This window comes from Streptomyces sp. NPDC048514 (genome assembly GCF_043199955.1).
Taxonomy (GTDB): Bacteria; Actinomycetota; Actinomycetes; order Streptomycetales; family Streptomycetaceae; genus Streptomyces.
Genome location: NZ_JBICWT010000001.1, coordinates 664,712 through 682,485, shown reverse-complemented (window position 1 = coordinate 682,485; position 17,774 = coordinate 664,712). Strand labels below are relative to the sequence as shown.

The 17,774-nt window shown below is 73.4% G+C and carries 11 protein-coding genes and 1 pseudogene; 10 read left to right on the top strand and 2 right to left on the bottom strand.

The window, feature by feature from the left end; translation table 11 throughout:
• The first annotated feature begins 223 nt into the window (after positions 1 to 223).
• The 4 genes from ACGFT2_RS02945 to ACGFT2_RS02930 all read left to right on the top strand — a co-directional run bounded on the left by ACGFT2_RS02945 (position 224) and on the right by ACGFT2_RS02930 (position 6,853).
• On the top strand, positions 224 to 1,900 hold the full coding sequence (locus tag ACGFT2_RS02945) for an FAD-dependent oxidoreductase (protein ID WP_393272828.1): 1,677 nt from the start codon (positions 224 to 226) through the stop codon (positions 1,898 to 1,900).
• Positions 1,897 to 3,357, top strand: coding sequence for an ATP-binding protein (locus tag ACGFT2_RS02940; protein ID WP_393272826.1), 1,461 nt, complete (start codon positions 1,897 to 1,899; stop codon positions 3,355 to 3,357). Before ACGFT2_RS02945 ends, ACGFT2_RS02940 begins: the two co-directional genes overlap by 4 nt.
• Positions 3,354 to 3,704, top strand: a complete 351-nt coding sequence (locus tag ACGFT2_RS02935) for a UBP-type zinc finger domain-containing protein (protein WP_393272825.1) — start codon at positions 3,354 to 3,356, stop codon at positions 3,702 to 3,704. Before ACGFT2_RS02940 ends, ACGFT2_RS02935 begins: the two co-directional genes overlap by 4 nt.
• Positions 3,705 to 3,877: 173 nt before the next feature.
• Entirely contained in the window at positions 3,878 to 6,853 is a 2,976-nt protein-coding gene (locus tag ACGFT2_RS02930; protein WP_393272823.1) for an AAA family ATPase, read from the top strand.
• 16 nt (positions 6,854 to 6,869) lie between these two features.
• Here ACGFT2_RS02930 and ACGFT2_RS02925 read toward each other — a convergent pair whose 3' ends face one another.
• On the bottom strand, positions 6,870 to 8,090 hold the full coding sequence (locus ACGFT2_RS02925) for an SGNH/GDSL hydrolase family protein (RefSeq protein WP_393272821.1): 1,221 nt from the start codon (positions 8,088 to 8,090) through the stop codon (positions 6,870 to 6,872).
• Positions 8,091 to 8,275: 185 nt separating this feature from the next.
• The gene (locus tag ACGFT2_RS02920) at positions 8,276 to 10,042 is read right to left on the bottom strand and encodes a M4 family metallopeptidase (protein WP_393272819.1); all 1,767 of its coding nucleotides are present in this window, start codon (positions 10,040 to 10,042) and stop codon (positions 8,276 to 8,278) included.
• Between the two features lie 334 nt (positions 10,043 to 10,376).
• On the opposite strand from ACGFT2_RS02920, the gene ACGFT2_RS02915 reads away from it, so the two are divergent.
• From ACGFT2_RS02915 to ACGFT2_RS02890, 6 genes and pseudogenes are all read left to right on the top strand, one after another.
• Positions 10,377 to 11,564: a serine hydrolase domain-containing protein gene (locus ACGFT2_RS02915; protein WP_393272817.1), complete on the top strand. Its 1,188-nt coding sequence runs from the start codon at positions 10,377 to 10,379 to the stop codon at positions 11,562 to 11,564.
• Positions 11,565 to 11,602: 38 nt separating this feature from the next.
• Entirely contained in the window at positions 11,603 to 12,280 is a 678-nt protein-coding gene (locus tag ACGFT2_RS02910; RefSeq protein ID WP_393272815.1) for an AIM24 family protein, read from the top strand.
• A 153-nt stretch (positions 12,281 to 12,433) separates the two neighbouring features.
• A pseudogene (locus ACGFT2_RS02905) lies at positions 12,434 to 13,471 on the top strand (tetratricopeptide repeat protein); the annotation flags it as partial.
• Positions 13,472 to 13,764: 293 nt separating this feature from the next.
• The gene (locus ACGFT2_RS02900) at positions 13,765 to 14,874 is read left to right on the top strand and encodes a polyprenyl synthetase family protein (protein ID WP_393272813.1); all 1,110 of its coding nucleotides are present in this window, start codon (positions 13,765 to 13,767) and stop codon (positions 14,872 to 14,874) included.
• A 104-nt stretch (positions 14,875 to 14,978) separates the two neighbouring features.
• On the top strand, positions 14,979 to 15,938 hold the full coding sequence (locus tag ACGFT2_RS02895; protein WP_393272811.1) for a threonine/serine dehydratase: 960 nt from the start codon (positions 14,979 to 14,981) through the stop codon (positions 15,936 to 15,938).
• 198 nt (positions 15,939 to 16,136) lie between these two features.
• Positions 16,137 to 17,747: a serine/threonine protein kinase gene (locus ACGFT2_RS02890; RefSeq protein WP_393272809.1), complete on the top strand. Its 1,611-nt coding sequence runs from the start codon at positions 16,137 to 16,139 to the stop codon at positions 17,745 to 17,747.
• Positions 17,748 to 17,774: the final 27 nt, after the last annotated feature.

The following is a 17,774-nucleotide window of genomic DNA, read 5'->3' as shown; positions in this document are numbered from 1 at the left end:
GGCGCCGGTGTTCCCGTGCCGCTGGTGTTCACTATCGGGCACCGGTGCGCGCGAGCACGACGATCTCGCGCCCGAGCCGCCGAACGATCCTCGCGGAGGAGGGCGTGGGGCCCGTCGCCGTCCCGGAGCGATCCCGGGCGATCGAACATACGATGGGTTGCGAACCGGTGCGATGGTCCCCACGACACCGCCCGTGTGATCCGACGCCCGGGGTGGGAGACGCATGGCACAGGCCGCCGACGCAGCGCGGACCGTCATCCTGACGGTGGACGACGACCCGGGCGTGTCCCGTGCCGTCGCCCGCGATCTGAGACGGCGCTACGGCGAGTCCTACCGGATCGTGCGCGCGGAATCCGGCGACTCCGCGCTGGAGGCGCTGCGCGAGCTGAAGCTGCGCGGCGACCTGGTGGCGGTGATCCTGGCCGACTACCGCATGCCGCAGATGAACGGCATCGAGTTCCTGGAGCAGGCCCTCGACGTCTACCCGGGGGCCCGGCGGGTGCTGCTGACCGCGTACGCGGACACCAACGCGGCGATCGACGCGATCAACGTGGTGGACCTCGACCACTATCTGCTCAAGCCCTGGGACCCGCCGGAGGAGAAGCTCTATCCGGTGCTGGACGACCTGCTGGACGCGTGGCGCGGCAGCGCCTACAAGCCGGTGTCCAGCACCAAGGTCGTCGGCCACCGCTGGTCGGCGCGCTCCTCGGACGTGCGCGAGTTCCTGGCCCGCAACCAGGTCCCCTACCGCTGGTACTCCGTGGAGGAGCCGGAGGGGCAGCGGCTGCTGACCGCCGCCGGCCAGGACGGTCAGCGGCTGCCACTGGTGATCACCCCGGACGGCGGCGTCCTGCTGGAGCCCGAGGTGCCGGAACTGGCGGCCCGGGTGGGCCTGGCGACGACACCCACGGCCGACTTCTACGATCTCGTCGTCATCGGCGGCGGCCCGGCCGGCCTCGGGGCCGCGGTGTACGGAGCCTCGGAGGGGCTGCGGACCGTTCTGGTGGAGCGGTCGGCGACCGGCGGGCAGGCCGGGCAGAGTTCACGGATCGAGAACTACCTCGGCTTCCCCGACGGTGTCTCGGGCGCCCAGCTCACCGACCGGGCACGGCGGCAGGCCGCCAGGTTCGGCGCCGAGATCCTCACCGCGCGCCACGTCACGGGCCTGGAGGCCAACGGCGCCGCCCGCGTCGTACGGTTCGCGGACGGCTCGGCCATCGCCGCGCACAGCGTGATCCTCGCGACCGGTGTGCAGTACCGGCAGCTGGACGCCGACGGCTGCACCGACCTCACCGGCTGCGGGGTGTTCTACGGTTCGGCGCTGACGGAGGCGAGCGCCTGCCAGGATCAGGACATCTACATCGTCGGCGGCGCCAACTCGGCCGGCCAGGCGGCGATGTACCTGGCGCGCGGCGCGAAGTCGGTGACGCTGCTGGTGCGCGGCCCGGACCTGTCGGCCTCCATGTCCTACTACCTGATCCAGCAGATCAACGACGCGCCGAACATCTCGGTGCGCCCCCACACGGTCGTCGACGCGGCCCACGGCTCCGACCACCTGGAACAGCTGACGCTCCGGCACACGGTGTCCGGGGAGAGCGAACAGGTCGACGCCCAGTGGCTGTTCGTGTTCATCGGCGCCGCTCCGCTCACCGACTGGCTGGGCGACACGGTGCTGCGCGACGGGCGCGGGTTCATCCTGGCCGGACCCGACCTGACCGCCGACGGGCGGCCACCGGCCGGCTGGGAGCTGGACCGGCCGCCGTACCACCTGGAGACCAGCGTTCCCGGGGTGTTCGTGGCGGGCGACGCGCGTGCCGAGTCCGCCAAGCGCGTGGCGTCCGCCGTAGGAGAGGGAGCCATGGCCGTGATGCTCGTCCACCGGTATCTGGAGCAGTCATGAGCGGGCGGCTCATGCCGTGCAGCCCGCGGGAGGTCAGCTCGCTGTTCCTCTTCGAGAAGCTCGGCCCCGAGCAGTTGGGGCGGCTGTGCAGCGAGGGCAGGGTGGAGCTGTTCCAGCCCGGTCCGGTGTACACCGAGGGGGACCCCGCCACCTGCTTCTTCGTGATGATCGAGGGCACGGTCGTCCTCTCCCGCCGGGTCGGCGGTGACGACGTGGAGGTCACCCGGACCTCGCAGCGCGGCGTGTACGCGGGCTCGATGCAGGCGTATCTGGGCGACCGGGTGCGGCAGACCTACACCAACTCGATGCGGGTCACCGAGCCGACGCGCTTCTTCGTGCTCCCCGCCGACGTCTTCGCGGGCGTCATGCGCGAGTGGTTCCCGATGGCCGTGCACCTGCTGGAGGGCCTGTTCTTCGGATCGAAGAGCACGCAGGCCGCGGTGGGGCAGCGGGAGAGGCTGCTGGCCCTCGGCTCGCTGTCGGCCGGCCTCACCCACGAACTGAACAACCCGGCGGCAGCGGCGGTCCGGGCCACCGCCACCCTGCGCGAGCGGATCGCGAAGATGCGGCGCAAGCTCCGCGTGATCGCCGAAGGGCCGTTCTCCCGCGAGGCGCTGGCCGGCCTGATCGAGATCCAGGAGCGCACGGCCGAGCGGGTCGCCAAGGCTCCCGCGCTCAGCCCGCTGGAGGCGTCCGACCGGGAGGACCTGCTCACCGACTGGCTGGAGGAGCACGGCATCGACCAGGCCTGGCAGGTGTCCCCCACCTTCGTGCAGGCCGGACTCGACGTCGACTGGCTGGAGCAGGTCGCCGCCGCCGTGGACGAGGAGATCCTGCCCAACGCGATCGGCTGGCTCAACTACACGGTCGAGACCGAGCTGTTGATGAACGAGATCGACGACTCCACCACCCGCATCTCGCATCTCGTCGACGCGGCCAAACAGTACTCGCAGCTGGACCGGGCGCCGTACCGGGAGGCGGACGTGCACGAACTCCTCGACAGCACCCTGCTGATGCTGTCCGGCAAGCGGGGGCCCGGCATCAGGCTCGTCAAGGAGTACGACCGCACGATCCCGCGGGTGCCCGCCTATCCGGCGGAGCTGAACCAGGTGTGGACCAACCTGATCGACAACGCGGTGTCCGCCATCAACAGCGCGGGAGGCCAGGGCACCCTGACCGTGCGCACCGCGCTCGACCACGAGCGGGTGCTGGTGGAGTTCCGGGACACCGGCCCGGGTGTCCCGCCGGAGATCAGGAGCCGGATCTTCGACCCGTTCTTCACCACCAAGCCGGTGGGCGAGGGCACCGGTCTCGGCCTCGACATCTCCTGGCGCATCGTCGTCAACAAACACCACGGCACTCTGCGGGTCGAGTCGGTGCCCGGCGACACCCGCTTCCAGGTGCTGCTCCCCCTGACCGCCGACACACCGGCGGAGGAAGCGGAGGAATCCGTATGAGCACCGTCGACGGAATCGACCCGAACGTCCCGCCGAGCGGCACCGGCTGTGTGGAGTGCGAGGAGGCGGGCGGCTGGTGGTTCCATCTGCGCCGCTGCGCGCAGTGCGGGCACATCGGCTGTTGCGACGACTCCCCGGCCAAGCACGCCACCGCCCACTACCGGGCGACCGGACATCCGGTCATCCGGAGCTTCGAGCCGGGCGAGGCCTGGTTCTGGAACTACGCCACCGACGAGTTGGCCGACTCCGGTCCCGGCCTCGCCCCGCCGGACTCCCATCCGGCGGAGCAGCCGACACCGGGACCGGCGGGCCGGGTACCGGCGAACTGGGCGCAGACGCTGCGCTGAGCGCGGAGACCGGGCGACGGGCAGCGGGCGACGGGCAGCGGGCAGCGGGCAGCGGGCGACGACACCGGATCCCGGACAGCGGTCACCGGCTACCGGGCCCCGGCGACCCGGGTACGCCGTCGGCGTACCGCTGGTCAAGGTCCGTTGTCGGCGGCGCGTGCCAGGATGGGGGCGTGTCGCAGAACGCCTTCACCACACCGCCGCTGATCGGCCGGGACGAGGAGCTGTCCCGGCTGACGGGTCTGCTGGAGCGTGCCCGCGGCGGGGAGCCGCGGGCGGCGCTGATCGCCGGGGACGCGGGTGTCGGCAAGACACGGCTGCTGGACGAGGTCGTGGGGCGCGCGGCGCGGGCGGGGGCGACCGTGGTCGTCGGGCACTGTGTGGACCTGGGCGATGTGGGGCTGCCGTATCTGCCGTTCACCGAGATCCTCGGCGCACTCGCCGGCGAGGAGCGCTTCGGGGCGGTGCTGGGCACGCATCCCGCGGTGGACCGGCTGCTCGGCGCGGGGACGGACACGGCACGGGACCCCGACGGGCGGCTCCGGCTCTTCGAGGACCTCGCCGGGCTGCTGACCGACCTGGCCGCCGTGGCACCGCTCGTGCTCGTGCTGGAGGACCTGCACTGGGCCGACCAGTCCTCCCGGGACCTGCTGCGCTTCCTGCTCAGCCGGGGCGTCCTGCACCGGCCGGGCGGCGGAGCCCCGGACCGGCGGATCGCGCTCCTCGCCTCCTATCGCGCCGACGATCTGCACCGGCGCCATCCGCTGCGCCCGCTCCTCGCCGAACTGGTCCGGCTGCCCTCGGTGGAGCGCCTGGAACTGCGGCCGCTGCCCGATCCCGAGGTCGCGCGCCTGGTGCGGGCCCTCGGGGCGCGGGCGCTGCCCGAGTCGGTCGTGCACGGCATCGTGGCCCGCGCGGAGGGCAACGCGTTCTACGCGGAGGAGCTGCTCGCGGCGGCCGGCGCGGACGCCGGCGGGGTGCCCAGCGGACTCGCCGACCTGCTGCTCATCCGGGTCGAGCAGGTGTCGGAGACGGCCCAGCAGGTGCTGCGGACGGCCGCCGTCGCCGGACGCCGGGTGGAGCACGACCTGCTGTGCGAGGCGGCCGGGCTGCCCGAGGACGAACTGGAGCGGTCGCTGCGGGAGGCCGTCGAACGGCAGTTGCTCGTCTCCGGGGCCGGCGGCACCTACGCCTTCCGGCACGCGCTCCTGCGCGAGGCGGTCTACGCCGATCTGTTGCCCGGTGAGCGGTCCCGGCTGCACGGCACGTACGCCAGGCTGCTCACCGCCCGGGGCCGGGCCCCCGAGACCGCCGCCGAGCGCGCGCACCACCACCGCGAGAGCCACGACCTGCCCGAGTCGTTCGCCGCCTGTCTGGAGGCCGCCGACCACGCCCGGCGACTGGGTGCCCCGGCCGAGGAACTGCGGCACCTGGAGACCGCGCTGGACCTGTGGCCGTCGGTGCAGGCGGCCGGCCCGGCCGCCGCGGGGGGCGGCGGCCCGGACCGGGTGACCCTGATCCTGCGTGCCTCGGCGGCCGCCGCGCACGCCGGGGAGTTGCATCGCGCGGTCTCCCTGACCCGGATGGCACTCGCGGGCCTCGACCAGGACACCGACTCCGAGCTGGCCGCCCGGGTCCGCTACACGCTCGCCGGGAACCTGCTGATCGTGGACAGCCTCACGGCGGCGTACCGCTACAGCAGCGAGGCACTGGCGATGATCCCCGCCGAACCGCCGTCGCGTACGTGGGTGTGGGCGGCGGCCACGCATGTCGCGACGGCCCGTCAGGTCGGTGACCTGGAAGCCGCGTCGCGCACGGCCGAAGCGGCCCTGCGGGCGGCCGAGGAACTGGACATGCCCGCCGCCCAGGCCGATCTGCTGATCTCGCTCACCAACATCGAGGACGGCGGGCGCAGCACCCGGGAGGGCCGGGAGCGGCTGCGCCGGGCCGGGGAACTGGCCCGGCTGGCGGGGAACGGGCCCGTGGAGATGCGGGCACTGTTCAATCTGGCCGTCGGCGCCGTCGAGGCCGGCGACCTGGAGGAGTGCCCGGCCCTGCTGACCGACGCGCTCGGCCGGGCGCGCCGGGCCGGCCTGCTCTCCTCCGCGTATCCCCTGGAGATGCGCTATCTGCAACTGCTGGTGATGTACACGCTGGGCCGCTGGGACGAGTGCGCGCGCGGCGCGGCGGAGGCGGCGGCCGCGCTGCCGGCCGCGAGCGGCGGTTTCGCGACGAGCCCCGCCCTGTACGTGGCGCTGGCCCGCGGCGACGAGGGCGCCGAGGCACGGGCCCGCGCGCTGCTGACGGGCCCCTTCGACTGGATGGCCACGCTCGTCGCCGGGGTGGTCCTCACGGACGCCGCCGCGCGGCGGGGCGACCCGGAGGAGGCCGTCGAGCGGATGCGGGCGGCGCTCGCCGCGCTGGGGGCCGGCACGACCCGCCGGCCGGAGGTCGCGGTCCGGCTCGCCGCGCTGTGCCTGGGCGCCTGCGCCGACCGGGCCGCTGAGACGGGCCGCGGCGGCGGACCCGGCGGTCCTGACCCGGCCCGCTGGACGGAGACGGCGCGGGAGCTGGTGGAGCTGGCGCGCGACACGGCCGGACGGGACGGCGAGGGCCGGGCTCAGGGACCCGAGGGTCGGGCCTGGCTGGCCCGCGCGGAGGCGGAGTGGGCGACGGTCGTCTCCGGGCCGGACCCGGCGGCGTGGGAGAAGGCGGTCGACGCGTTCGGTTACGGCGACGTGTACGAGCAGGCGCGCTGCCGGCTGCGGTACGCGCGGGCGCTGCTGGCCGTGGGGTGCCGGGCGCAGGCGGACGAGCAGGCGCTGCTGGCCCGCGAGACGGCGGCCGGGCTGGGCGCGGTGCCGCTGCTGGAGCGGATCGACGCGCTGACCGGGCGCGAGCGTCCGGCGACCGCCGCGGCCGCGGACCGGGTGACGCCGCTGACCGCACGCGAGCGGGACGTGCTGCGGCTCCTCGCGCTGGGGCACAGCAACCGGAAGATCGGCGAGGACCTGTTCATCACCGGCAAGACGGCCAGCGTGCACGTGTCCAACATCCTCGCGAAGCTGGGCGCCGCGAGCCGTACGGAGGCGGTGGCGATCGCCTACCGCCGGGGTCTGCTGGCGCCGGAGCCGACCGGCTCGGGGTGACGCGGCCGGCGCGGCTTCAGCGGGTGCAGTCGAGGCTGCCCACGTCGACCGTGCCGGCCAGGGCCCGCATGCCCTTGTCCCCGGGGTGCAGATGGTCTCCGCGGTCGAAGAGCGGCGACATCCGCTCGTGGTCGTGGGGGTCGCGCAGCGTGTGGTCGAAGTCGGTGACGCCGTCGAAGTCCCCGCTGCCGCGCAGGAACCGGTTGACCTCCCGGCGTACGGCTTCGGCGGCGGGGTCCCATTCGTACCAGCCCTTGAAGGGGGCGACGGTGCCGACGACCAGGCACTTGCCGGCCGCGTGGGTGCGCCGCGCGATGTCCTGGTAGCCGGCGATCAGGTCGGCCGCCGTGACGCCGGTGTGCGCCTTGATGTCGTTCACGCCCTCGAAGAGGAGCACGGTGCGCACTCCGGGCTGACCGAGGACGTCCCGGTCCAGCCGGTGCAGGGCGCTCTGCCCGTCGCCGTCCGTGAGGAGCATGTTGCCCGAGATGCCCTCGTTGACCACGCCCTTGACCGGTGTGCCGGCGGTGCGGAGGCGCCGGGCGAGGTAGTCGGTCCAGCGGCGGTTCAGGTCGGTGCCGGACTGCCAGCCGTCGGTGATGGAGTCGCCGAGCGCCGCCACGGCGCCCGTGTCCCGGCGGGCCGGTCGCACGGCGACGGCGTCCAGGTACCACCAGGAGCCGGTGGTCCGCGTCCAGTCGGCGCCGCTCTCCCCGGCCGTGTGCTCGCCCCTGCCGATGTACGAGGTCTGCATGGCCGTCCGGTGGCCGGATGCCGGGCCGGCCGCGTCGGGGGTGCGCAGGCTGACGACGAGGTCGCTCCCGGCGGGCAGCCGGCCCGGCACCGGGTCGCTCCAGGTGACGGAACCCGCCGGAACGCTGACCGTGCGTGCCCCGCGGAAGGTCAGCCGCCGGTTGCTGCCGGGCCGCAGCGCCGCGCCGCGGTCCCGCAGGCCGGCGTAGACACCGGTCAGGGTGAGCGGCCGGTCGCCGAAGGCGTTGGTGAAGCGGAGCCGCACCCCGCTCCCGCCCACGCTGGTGCGGACGATGAGCCGGTAGCCCCGGCCGGGGGTGCCGTCGCTCATCCGGTCGGCGCCGGCCGCCCAGGTCAGGACGTCGGCCGTCCGGGCGGCCGGTCCGGTCGGGGTGCCGGCCGCGTGGGCGGGGCCGATCGGCCAGCAGACGGCCGTCAGCAGCGCTGCGGCGACGCGGCGACCGCGTCCGAACGGGCCGCTCACCGGGCGAGGTCCCGGATCGTGACGGACCCGCCGGTCCGCGTGCGGACCGTGCGGGACCTGTCTGCGTGTCCCACGGAGGCCATGCTCCCGCCGATGCCGCGGGTCCGCACCTCGTCCGGGCCCGGTCGTGCGGATGCCCCGCGCGAGGCGGGGCATCCGGTGGTGCCGGGGTGTGCCGGTGTCCGTCAGTGACGGGCGCGCGGCGTGTTGGCGGCGGTGACGTTGACCGCCGACCACGCCTTGTCGACCGTCTTGTACTCGGTGCTGTTCGCGCCGTACAGGTCCTTGGCCGCCTTCAGGGTCGCGGTGCGCGCCTGGTGGAAGTCGGTCGTGGAGACCATGTAGCGGGTGAGCGCACGGTAGAAGATGGCGGTGGCCTTGGTCCGGCCGATGCCCTTCACCGCGATGTTGTGGTAGGTCGGCGAGTTGTAGCTGACGCCGCCGATCTTCTTCTTGCCGCTGCCCTCGGCGAGGAGGTAGTAGGCGTGCGAGGAGACCCCGGATCCGGCGTGCACCTCGGTGAAGTACACCTCCGGCGACCAGTAGTCGATGGTGTGCTCGAGCTTGTCCAGCGACGGGTGGTCCAGGCGGCGCAGGAACTTCTGCGCGAGGCCCAGCTTCTCACCGACGAGGTAGTCCGCGGGGTCCTTCGCGTTCTTGGCGTAGAACTCGACGTTCGAGCCGAGGATGTCCGCGAGCGACTCGTTCAGCGAGCCGGGCTCGCCGTACTGGTTGCCCTGGGAGTCGACGATGGTCGGCTGCAGGTTCGCGGTCGCCTCCACCACGCCGTGGGTCAGCTCGTGACCGGTGACGTCGAGGACCACGAGCGGCTTCTTGAACATCTGGCCGTCGCCGTCGCCGTACAGCATGCAGTTGCAGGTCGGGTCCCAGAAGGCGTTGGCGACCTTCTTGCCCCAGTGCACCATCGCCTGCGCAGGCTTGCTGTTGCCCGCGATGCCCTTGCGCTTGAACGTGTTCTTGTAGAAGTCCAGCGTCTTGGTGATGCCGTACTGGGCGTCGGCGGCGGCGCTGACCCGGCTGGTGGTCTTGCCGTTGCCCCAGACGTCGGACGTGTTGGTGAACTTCGTACCGGCGCTGAACTTCTCCGTGTACGAGCCCTTGGCGTCCCGCGTCTCGGTGCCGTACCGGCTCGGGTCCTTGAGCTGGTAGTGGCCACGAGAGGTCTGGGTGGTGGTGAGGCCGACGTTGCCCACGAAGAGGGTCTTGCCGGTGCCCTTCGCGGACGCGGGGTAGTGCGCGGCGCCCGAGAGGCCCGAGCCGAGCAGTCCGGCGGCCGGGGCGGAGGAACCGATGCCGGTCGACGGGTCGATGGTCTCGCCGCGCTCGCGCAGGGTGTCGAGCAGCTTGGGCGACAGGAACTCGTCGCTGTCCGGGGTGTTGCTGCGCACCTTGCCGGTGACGGCGTCGACCACGACGGTGTGCGAGCCGGCCCGGCCGCGCACGGTCACCTGGTAGGCGAGGGCGGAGGCACCGCCGCGCGCGTCGACGACCAGCTGGGGGGCGCTCGCGTCGCCCTTGGCGACCTGGGCGGCCTTGGCGGCGGCCTGACGCGCGCTCAGCGCGGCGTGCGAGGTGGCCGGCGCGACGGCGTGGTCGGCCGCGCGGGTCACACCCGTGTAGGCGAGCTTGTGGTCGAGGTGGACGACGAGGTCGCCGCCGAGCACGGGGAGGCCGCCGTGCGTCCGGACGAAGCGGACGTGCCGGGCGCCTTCGGGGTCGATCAGGACGTCCTGGGGCTGCAGTTCGTCGCCCTTGGCGACGCCGGTCGCCGAGGCGTGCGCGAAGGCCGCGGTGCGCGCCGCCTCCACCACCGCCGTGGCGTTCGTGACGGCGGACGCGGCGGACCGCTCCGCACCCGTCGTGGAGGGACCCGCGAAGGCCGTGCCGGCCAGGCCCGTGGCAGCCGTCGTCACCGCGACGGCGACCGCCACGGAGCGTATGTGCGGTCTACGCAATCTGATCAGGGTTCCTTCGTTCGAAGGCAGCAGGGATCCCCAACCGCCTTGCTACGCAGCGCAGTTCAGCGCCACAGGGGCGGGTAGGGCCCCCGGGGTTCACCCTTACGGATCAGTCATGTCCGCGTAAAGATGGAATGATCCATTTCGCGAACTTCTATGGCAATCCTTTACGAATGGGCGCCACAGGGTGATCGCGAGTCGACCCACTGTGTGTCGGCTGTGGAGACGACGTCCTCGTCCCCTAGGTTCCAAGGCCGGAATGTGACCGCTGTCGCATCAGGACAGTACGGATGGGAGAGGGTGCCGGATGGTATCAGCCATGGTGGGCCGGACCGCGGTACTGGGAGCGGTCGCGCTGTCGCTCCTCACGGTCCCGGCGCGAGCCGCCGACGGGGGCCCGGACACCCGCGTGGCGCCGGCGCTCGCGGCCCCCGACACCGCGGGCGTGGCCACGGTGCTGCGCACGGCCGTGGACCGGGGGGCGCCGGGCGCGCTGGCCCGGATCGACAACCACGGCAGGACGTATCCGCTCACGCACGGCGTCGCCGACCGGGCCGGCCGGCGGCCCATCGCGACGGACGACCGGTTCCGCATCGGCAGTGTCACCAAGACCTTCTCGGCCGTCATCCTGCTGCAGCTCGCCGACGAGGGCCGGCTCTCGCTAGACGCTCCGGTCAACCGTTACCTGCCGGGGCTGCTGCCCGACGACCGGATCACGGTCCGCCATGTGCTGGGCCACCGCAGCGGTCTGTACGACTACACCGAGGACATGTTCGCCCACAGTGTCCCCGGCTTCGAGGCGGTGCGGGAGAAGGTCTTCACCTACCGGCAGCTGATCGCGCTCTCCTTGCGGAAGCCCCGCACCAACGCACCGGGCGCCGCCTACTCCTACTCCAACACCAACTTCGTCGTCGCCGGCCTGCTCATCGAGAAGCTCACGGGACAGCCCGTGCGCACCGCCTACGAGAACCGCATCTTCAAGCCACTCGACCTGCGCGACACGTTCTACGTCCACCCGGAGACGGCGATCCCGGGCCGGTACGCCCGCGGCTACCTCACTCCGGACACGGCGGGCGCCGAACTGGTCGACGCCACCGCCCAGACGGTCTCCTGGGCGCAGAGCGCGGGGGCCATCATCTCCAGCGCCAAGGACCTGAACACCTTCTACTCCGCGCTGCTCCGCGGGAAGCTGCTGTCCGCTGCGCGGCTCGCCGACATGGAGCGCTTCCAGCGGGTCGGCGACACGACCGCCTACGGACTCGGCCTGCGCCGCCGCGACCTGTCCTGCGGGATCTCGGTGTACGGCCACACCGGCGCGGTGCAGGGCTACTACACCTACGCCTTCGCGACGAAGGACGGCGGGCGCGCGCTCACCGCCGTGGTCAACACCTCCAACAACGGCAAGGTGCTCGACACGTTGGCGGGCGCCCTGGAGCCGGCCTTCTGCGGAAAGGCCGCCAAGGCGCCGCTCGACGGGGACCGCCCCGCACAGTGATCTTGGCGGAACGGCATCGTCCGGGACACCATGCCCGCATGAAGGGTGATCTGTTTTCCAGTCAGCATGTGGTGCAGCCGGCCGTGGAGCCGGGAATGTCCATCGAGAACGCCAAGTGCGTCAAATACGCGGTGAACGGCGAGATGTACGCCCGCCAGGGCGCGATGATCGCCTACCGCGGCGGCCTGAAGTTCGAGCGCAAGGGGCAGGGCGTCGGCGGCATGCTCAAGCGCGCCGTCACCGGTGAGGGGCTGCCTCTCATGACGGTGAGCGGGCAGGGCGAGGCCTGGTTCGCGCACGAGGCACAGAACTGTTTCATCGTCGAGGTCGAGCACGGTGACCAGTTCACCGTCAACGGCCGCAACGTGCTGTGTTTCGACGCCTCGCTGTCCTACGAGATCAAGACGGTGAAGGGCTCGGGCATCGCCGGTGGCGGCCTGTTCAACAGCGTCTTCAGCGGGCAGGGCCGGCTCGGTCTGGTCTGCGAGGGCAATCCGCTGGTGATCCCGGTCTCGGCGCAGTTCCCGGTGTACGTCGACACGGACGCGGTGGTCGGCTGGACCGCACATCTGCAGACCTCGCTGCACCGCTCGCAGTCCATCGGCTCGATGCTGCGCGGCGGTTCCGGTGAGGCCGTGCAGCTGATGCTCCAGGGCGAGGGCCATGTCGTGGTGCGGCCGAGCGAGCTGACACCGCAGAAGGCGCAGCAGCACTGAACCTTCACATGTGATCCCGTCCGCGCGGGCAACCCGCCCCGCCGGACCGGCGTCTTGATCGGCAACAGACCGAAGCCCCGGCCCTGAGGGCCGGGGCACATTTCCGAGACGCTATACACGGTATGTATACACTCCGTGTATAGAAGGGTACGCATGTACGGCAAGGCTTTCGCCCCTGAGTACCAGGGCTCCCTGACCACCCTGTCCGTGAACTCCTCACTGGTGGACGTGCTGGCCGAGGGCACCGAGCGGTTGCGTGAGGCCGAGCGGGCCGGACGGTCCGCCGAGGCTGCGCGCTGCGGGCTCGCCGTGGCCGAGGCCCAACGGCGGCTCGGCCGGATACGGGAAGCGGACCTGTCCTGGAAGGCGAGTTACCGCGCCGCCCGCACCGCCGGGGACACGGCCGCCATGGCCTGGGCCCTGTGGAGCGGCGGCACCCTGGCCCGGCAGCGCGGGGCGTTCCCCCTGGCCTGGCGGCTGCTGAAGCTCGCGGCCGAGCTGGGTGAACTGGGCGGGGACGTCGTGGTCCGCGGGTACTCGCTGGCCGGACTCGCGGAGACCGGCCGTATCCAGGGCGACTACGAGGCGGTCGGCCGGCTGCACGAGCAGTTGCTGGCCGAGGCCCGCAAGCGAGGAGAGGCCCGGCATACCGTGTGGGCCCTGGAAGGCATCGCGCAGATGCACCGCAACACCGGTGACTACGACCGGGCCTACGCCCTGTTCGAGGAGGCCGCGCAGATAGCGGGGCAGGCCGACGACCGGCGGGGACACGCGTGGGCGCTGCGCGGACTCGCCGACGTCCTCTCGGTGCGCGACGGTGACACCGGGCGGGCGCTGGAGCTGCTCTCCGAGGCGGAGGCCGGCTGCCGTGCCATGAACCTCTCCAGCGCGCTCGCCTACAACCACAAGATGCGCGGCAACGTCCTCTACCGGGCCGGGCGTCACGCCGAGGCCAGAGCCCTGTACGAGCTGGCGCTCGAGGAGTTCCGCGCGATGAGCGAGCCGCGAGGCGAGGCGCTGGCCCGGCTGGGTCTGGCCAAGTCGCTGGCCCACCTCGGCCGGGACCGTGCCGAGACGGCGGCGGAACTCGCCGAGCTGGCGGAGACGCTGGACCGCAGCGGCCTGAAGCACGCCCGGGAGATGGTGACCCGGGCCCAGATCGAGTTCGGCGCCGGCCCGGAGGCCGCACGGGAGGCGGGGGCCGTGGGGACGCGGGACACACGGATCGCGCGACACACGGAGACCGCCGGAGACGTGCACACGGGCCGGGACACGGAGGCCTCGCGACACCCGGAGGCCGGGCCGGACGTGCAGACCCCGCGGCACCCCGGGACCGGCCGGGACACGGAGGCCTCGCGGCACCCGGAGGCCGGGCGGGACGTGCAGACCCCGCGGCACCCCGGGACCGGCCGGGACACGGAGGCCTCGCGACACCCGGAGGCCGGGCGGGACGTGCAGGTCGTGCGGCATGCCGGGGGCGTACGGTGAGCGCGCTGCACACGGTGGTCCGGGCGCCGCTGAGCCCCGCCGAGAACCTCGCCCGCTGCCGGGAGCTGGTGCGGCCGGCGCTGACGGAGGCGGTCGGCCGGACGCACCCCTGGGTCGCCGAGATGGCCGGGTACTCCTTCGGCTGGTGCGAGGTCGGCGGGGCACCCGCCACGGCCCCGGGCGGCAAGGGTGTACGGCAGGCGCTGGCGGTGCTCGGCGCCGAGGCGGCCGGCGCGGACGCGACGGCCGGCATCCCGGCCGCGGTAGCGGTCGAACTGGTGCACGCCTTCTCGCTGCTGCACGACGACATCATGGACGGCGACGCCACCCGGCGGCAGCGCCCCGCCGTGTGGAAGGCGTACGGCACCGGCCCCGCCGTGCTCGCCGGTGACGCCCTGTTCGCGCTGGCGGTGGACAGCCTCGCGACCGCGCCGCGGGGGCCCGGCGCGGTACGGCTGCTCTCGGCCGCGCTCGCCGATCTGGTCCGCGGCCAGGCCGACGACCTGCTGTTCGCCGCCCGGCCGTGCACCGGGCCCGAGCGGGTGTCGCCGCGGGAGTACCGGCGGATGGCGGAGGGCAAGACCGGCGCACTGCTGGGCTGCGCAGCCGCGCTGGGTGCGGCGCTCGGTGGTGCGTCCGAAGCCACCGTCACCGCGCTAGACCGGGCGGGGCGCCGTCTCGGCGTGGCCTTCCAGCTCGTCGACGACGTGCTGGGAATGTGGGGCGACCCCGCCGTCACCGGCAAGCCCGTGGGCGGTGATCTCCGGGAGGGCAAGAAGACGTTCCCGGTGCTGGCCGCCCTCGACTCCCCGGCCCCGGCGGCCCGACGGCTCCACGCCCTGCTCGGCTCCCCGGGCCGGGCCACCGAAACCGCCGCCCCCCACTCGCCCGCACGGACCACGGAGTCGACCGTTTTCGGGTCGCCGGGGTGGGCCGCCGAAGTGGCCGCGCTGGTCGACGAGGCGGGTGGCCGTGCGGCGGCGGTAGGCGAGGCGCGGGCCCAGACGGCTGCCGCACGGGCGCTGCTCGCGGACGTCCCCCTGGCCGGCCGGGCCGGCGAGGAGCTGCACCTGCTCCTGGACCACCTGATGCACCGCGTGCTGTAGCCGTGCCCGCAGCCGTACTGCGATACGGCGTTGACCTCTGCCGTCCCAGCAGGTCAAGGTGCGTGGAGCGCGGTTCCCACCCCGCGCCGGAAGGGTGACGCACCTTGATCGGCATCTCGGACATCGAAGCCACCGCCCGGCTGATCGCCGGACACGTCGTACGGACACCGACCGTGCCGAGCCCCGGCCTGACCGCGCTGCTCGGCGCCCCCGTCACCGCCAAGCTCGAACTGCTCCAGCGCACCGGCTCGTTCAAGGCCCGCGGGGCCACGGCCAAGCTGCTGTCGCTGAGCGAGGAGGAGCGGGCGGCGGGTGTGGTCGCGGTCAGCGGCGGCAACCACGGCATCGCCCTCGCGGTGATGGCGACCGCCCTGGACGTGAAGGCGACCGTGGTCATGCCGCGGACCGCGCCCGCCCGTTCCATCGAGATCGCGGCGGAGGCGGGCGCCTCGGTGCGGCTGACCGACGGCATGGACAGCGCGTTCGCACTCGTCACGCGGCTGCGCGACGAGGGACTGACCCTGGTCCACCCCTTCGACGACCCGGTCGTGATCGCCGGGCAGGGCACGGTCGGGCTGGAACTGGCCGAGGACGCCGGTGAGCTGACGGACGTCGTCGTCAGCATCGGTGGCGGTGGGCTGATCGCCGGGGTCGCGGCGGCCCTGCGTGCCCGGCGTCCGGGGGTGCGGGTGTGGGGTGTGGAGACCGAGGGCGCCGAGTCCATGTCCGCTGCGCTGGCGGCGGGCGGTCCGGTACCGGTGCCGCTGTCGTCACTGGTCACCACGCTCAGCCCGCCCGCGGTGACCCGGCTGACGTACGACCATGTGTCCGCCCTCGTCGAGGAGGTCCTGGTGGTGACGGACCGGGACGCCGTGCGGGGCTGCCTGGAACTCGCCGACCACGCCAAGGTGTGGGCGGAGCCGGCCGCGGGCTGCCTGCTGCCCGCGGCCCGGCAGGTGATAGCGCGCGTCGGTGAAGGCGCCCGCATCGGGCTCGTGGTGTGCGGGGGCAACACGGCACCCGGCGAGCTCATCCGCTGGGCCGACGGTTTCTCGCTGCTCTGACCCGGCGGCACCAGCCCTTGTTTACCCTCGGTTACCCACAGGTCGAAGAGCCGCTGGGGGCGGCCATCCCAAACCCGGAGCACGAAGTGGACGATTGAATGGAAGGCGGAACCGGGACCTGGGTCGCGGATCCTTTGAACACATCCCCGCGCGCCCCGCGTACCTCTGGGAAACACCGACCGGGGGTTGCAGCGAGGTATGACGATGGGCATGGCGCACGTCTCCGCACACGCGTTGGTCGCCGGGCGGTACCGGCTCCTTGAGGTATTCAGCCGTGAGACGAACCGCCTGTGGTGGTACGCCGAGGACGTGCCGGTGGCGCGGCCCCGGCTGGTGGCGCAGTCGGCCCTTCCGGAGCCCTCCGCCGACGGCACCGACACCGCGAGCCGGATCACCGCGCGGATCGTCCGGACGTCCGAGAGCATGCGGCTGCTGTGCCCCGGACGGGTCGCCGCGGTCGTCGACGCCGTGGTGGAGGGCGGCGACCTGTGGACGGTCACCGAGTGGATCGACGGCTCGTGCCTGAGCGAACTCCTCGATCGTGAGGGCTCGTTCGACGCGGCCCGGGCCGCGCGGATCGGCCTGGACGTGCTCGAGGTGCTCGAGGCCGCGCACGACGAGGGCATCACCCATGGCGAACTGAGCCCCGCCCAGCTCTTCGTGCGGGAGGACGGCCCCGTCGTCGTCACCGGATTCGGGCTCGCCGGGTCGACCCGCGTCCCGCGGCTCACGGCGCCGTCGTACGCCTCGCCGGAGCAGGCCCGCGACGAGCACATCGGCCCGGGCACCGATCTGTGGGCACTGGGCGCACTGCTCTACACGATGGTCGAGGGCCGCCCGCCGTTCCGCGATCGCGGCCGGCCGGACGCCACCCTCAGGGCCGTGGACCGGCTGCCGCTGCGCACCCCGCTGCGGGCGGGCCCGCTGACCCGGATCGTGCTGGGGCTGCTGCGCAAGGACTCCGGCGAGCGGCTGACCCGGCCGGTGGCCCGCGAGGCACTGACCCGGGCGCTGGCCGAGGACTCCGACGCGGCCCGGGAGCCCGCCCCCGTCGTCCGGGGGCGCGGCGCGTACCGCGGCGTCCGGTTCCCCGCGCCCGGGCGGGGGCGGCGATCCCTGGTCGCGGGGACCTTGCTGGCCGCGGTCACCGTCACGGCCGCGGTCCTCGCCGCGACCCGCCAGCCGCCGGGCACGGACACGGCCGGCGCGCCGCCGGGCGTCACCGCCCCGGCCACCGGCACCGCCGGCACGGACACCGCGGGCCCGGCCCGCACCGCCTCCCCCACCCCGACCGCCTCGCCCTCGTCCTCGTCCTCGCCCTCGTCCGCCCCCACCCCCGCCCTGCCGGCCGGCTACCGGCGGCTGACGGCCCCGGAGGGCTTCTCGGTGGCGCTCCCCGCCGGCTGGAAGCGGCTGACCACCTCCCGCACGACCGGCCCGGCCTACCGCGTCACCTTCGGCACGAGCGGCGCCTCCCCCACCCTCGCCGTCACCTACAGCGAGCGCGTCGGCCAGGACCCGGTCGCCGTCTGGCGGGACGAGGTAGAGCCCGAGCTGCGCAAGCTGCCCGGCTACCGGCGCATCGGCGAGATCCGGGCCACCACCTACCAGGGCCACCGGGCCGCCGACCTCGAATGGCTGTCGGGGGCCGGGGACGCAAAGGTGCGCACCCTCGGGCGCGGATTCCTGCTGGGCGGCGGGCGCGGGTTCTCCCTGCGCTTCACCACCCCGGCCGCGGCCTGGAACTCCGCGGCCAACCGGCTGGCGCTGAAGACGTTCCTGCAGACCTTCCGGGAGCCGAAGCGATGAGCCTCGGACGGGGCCGTTTCCCTGCGG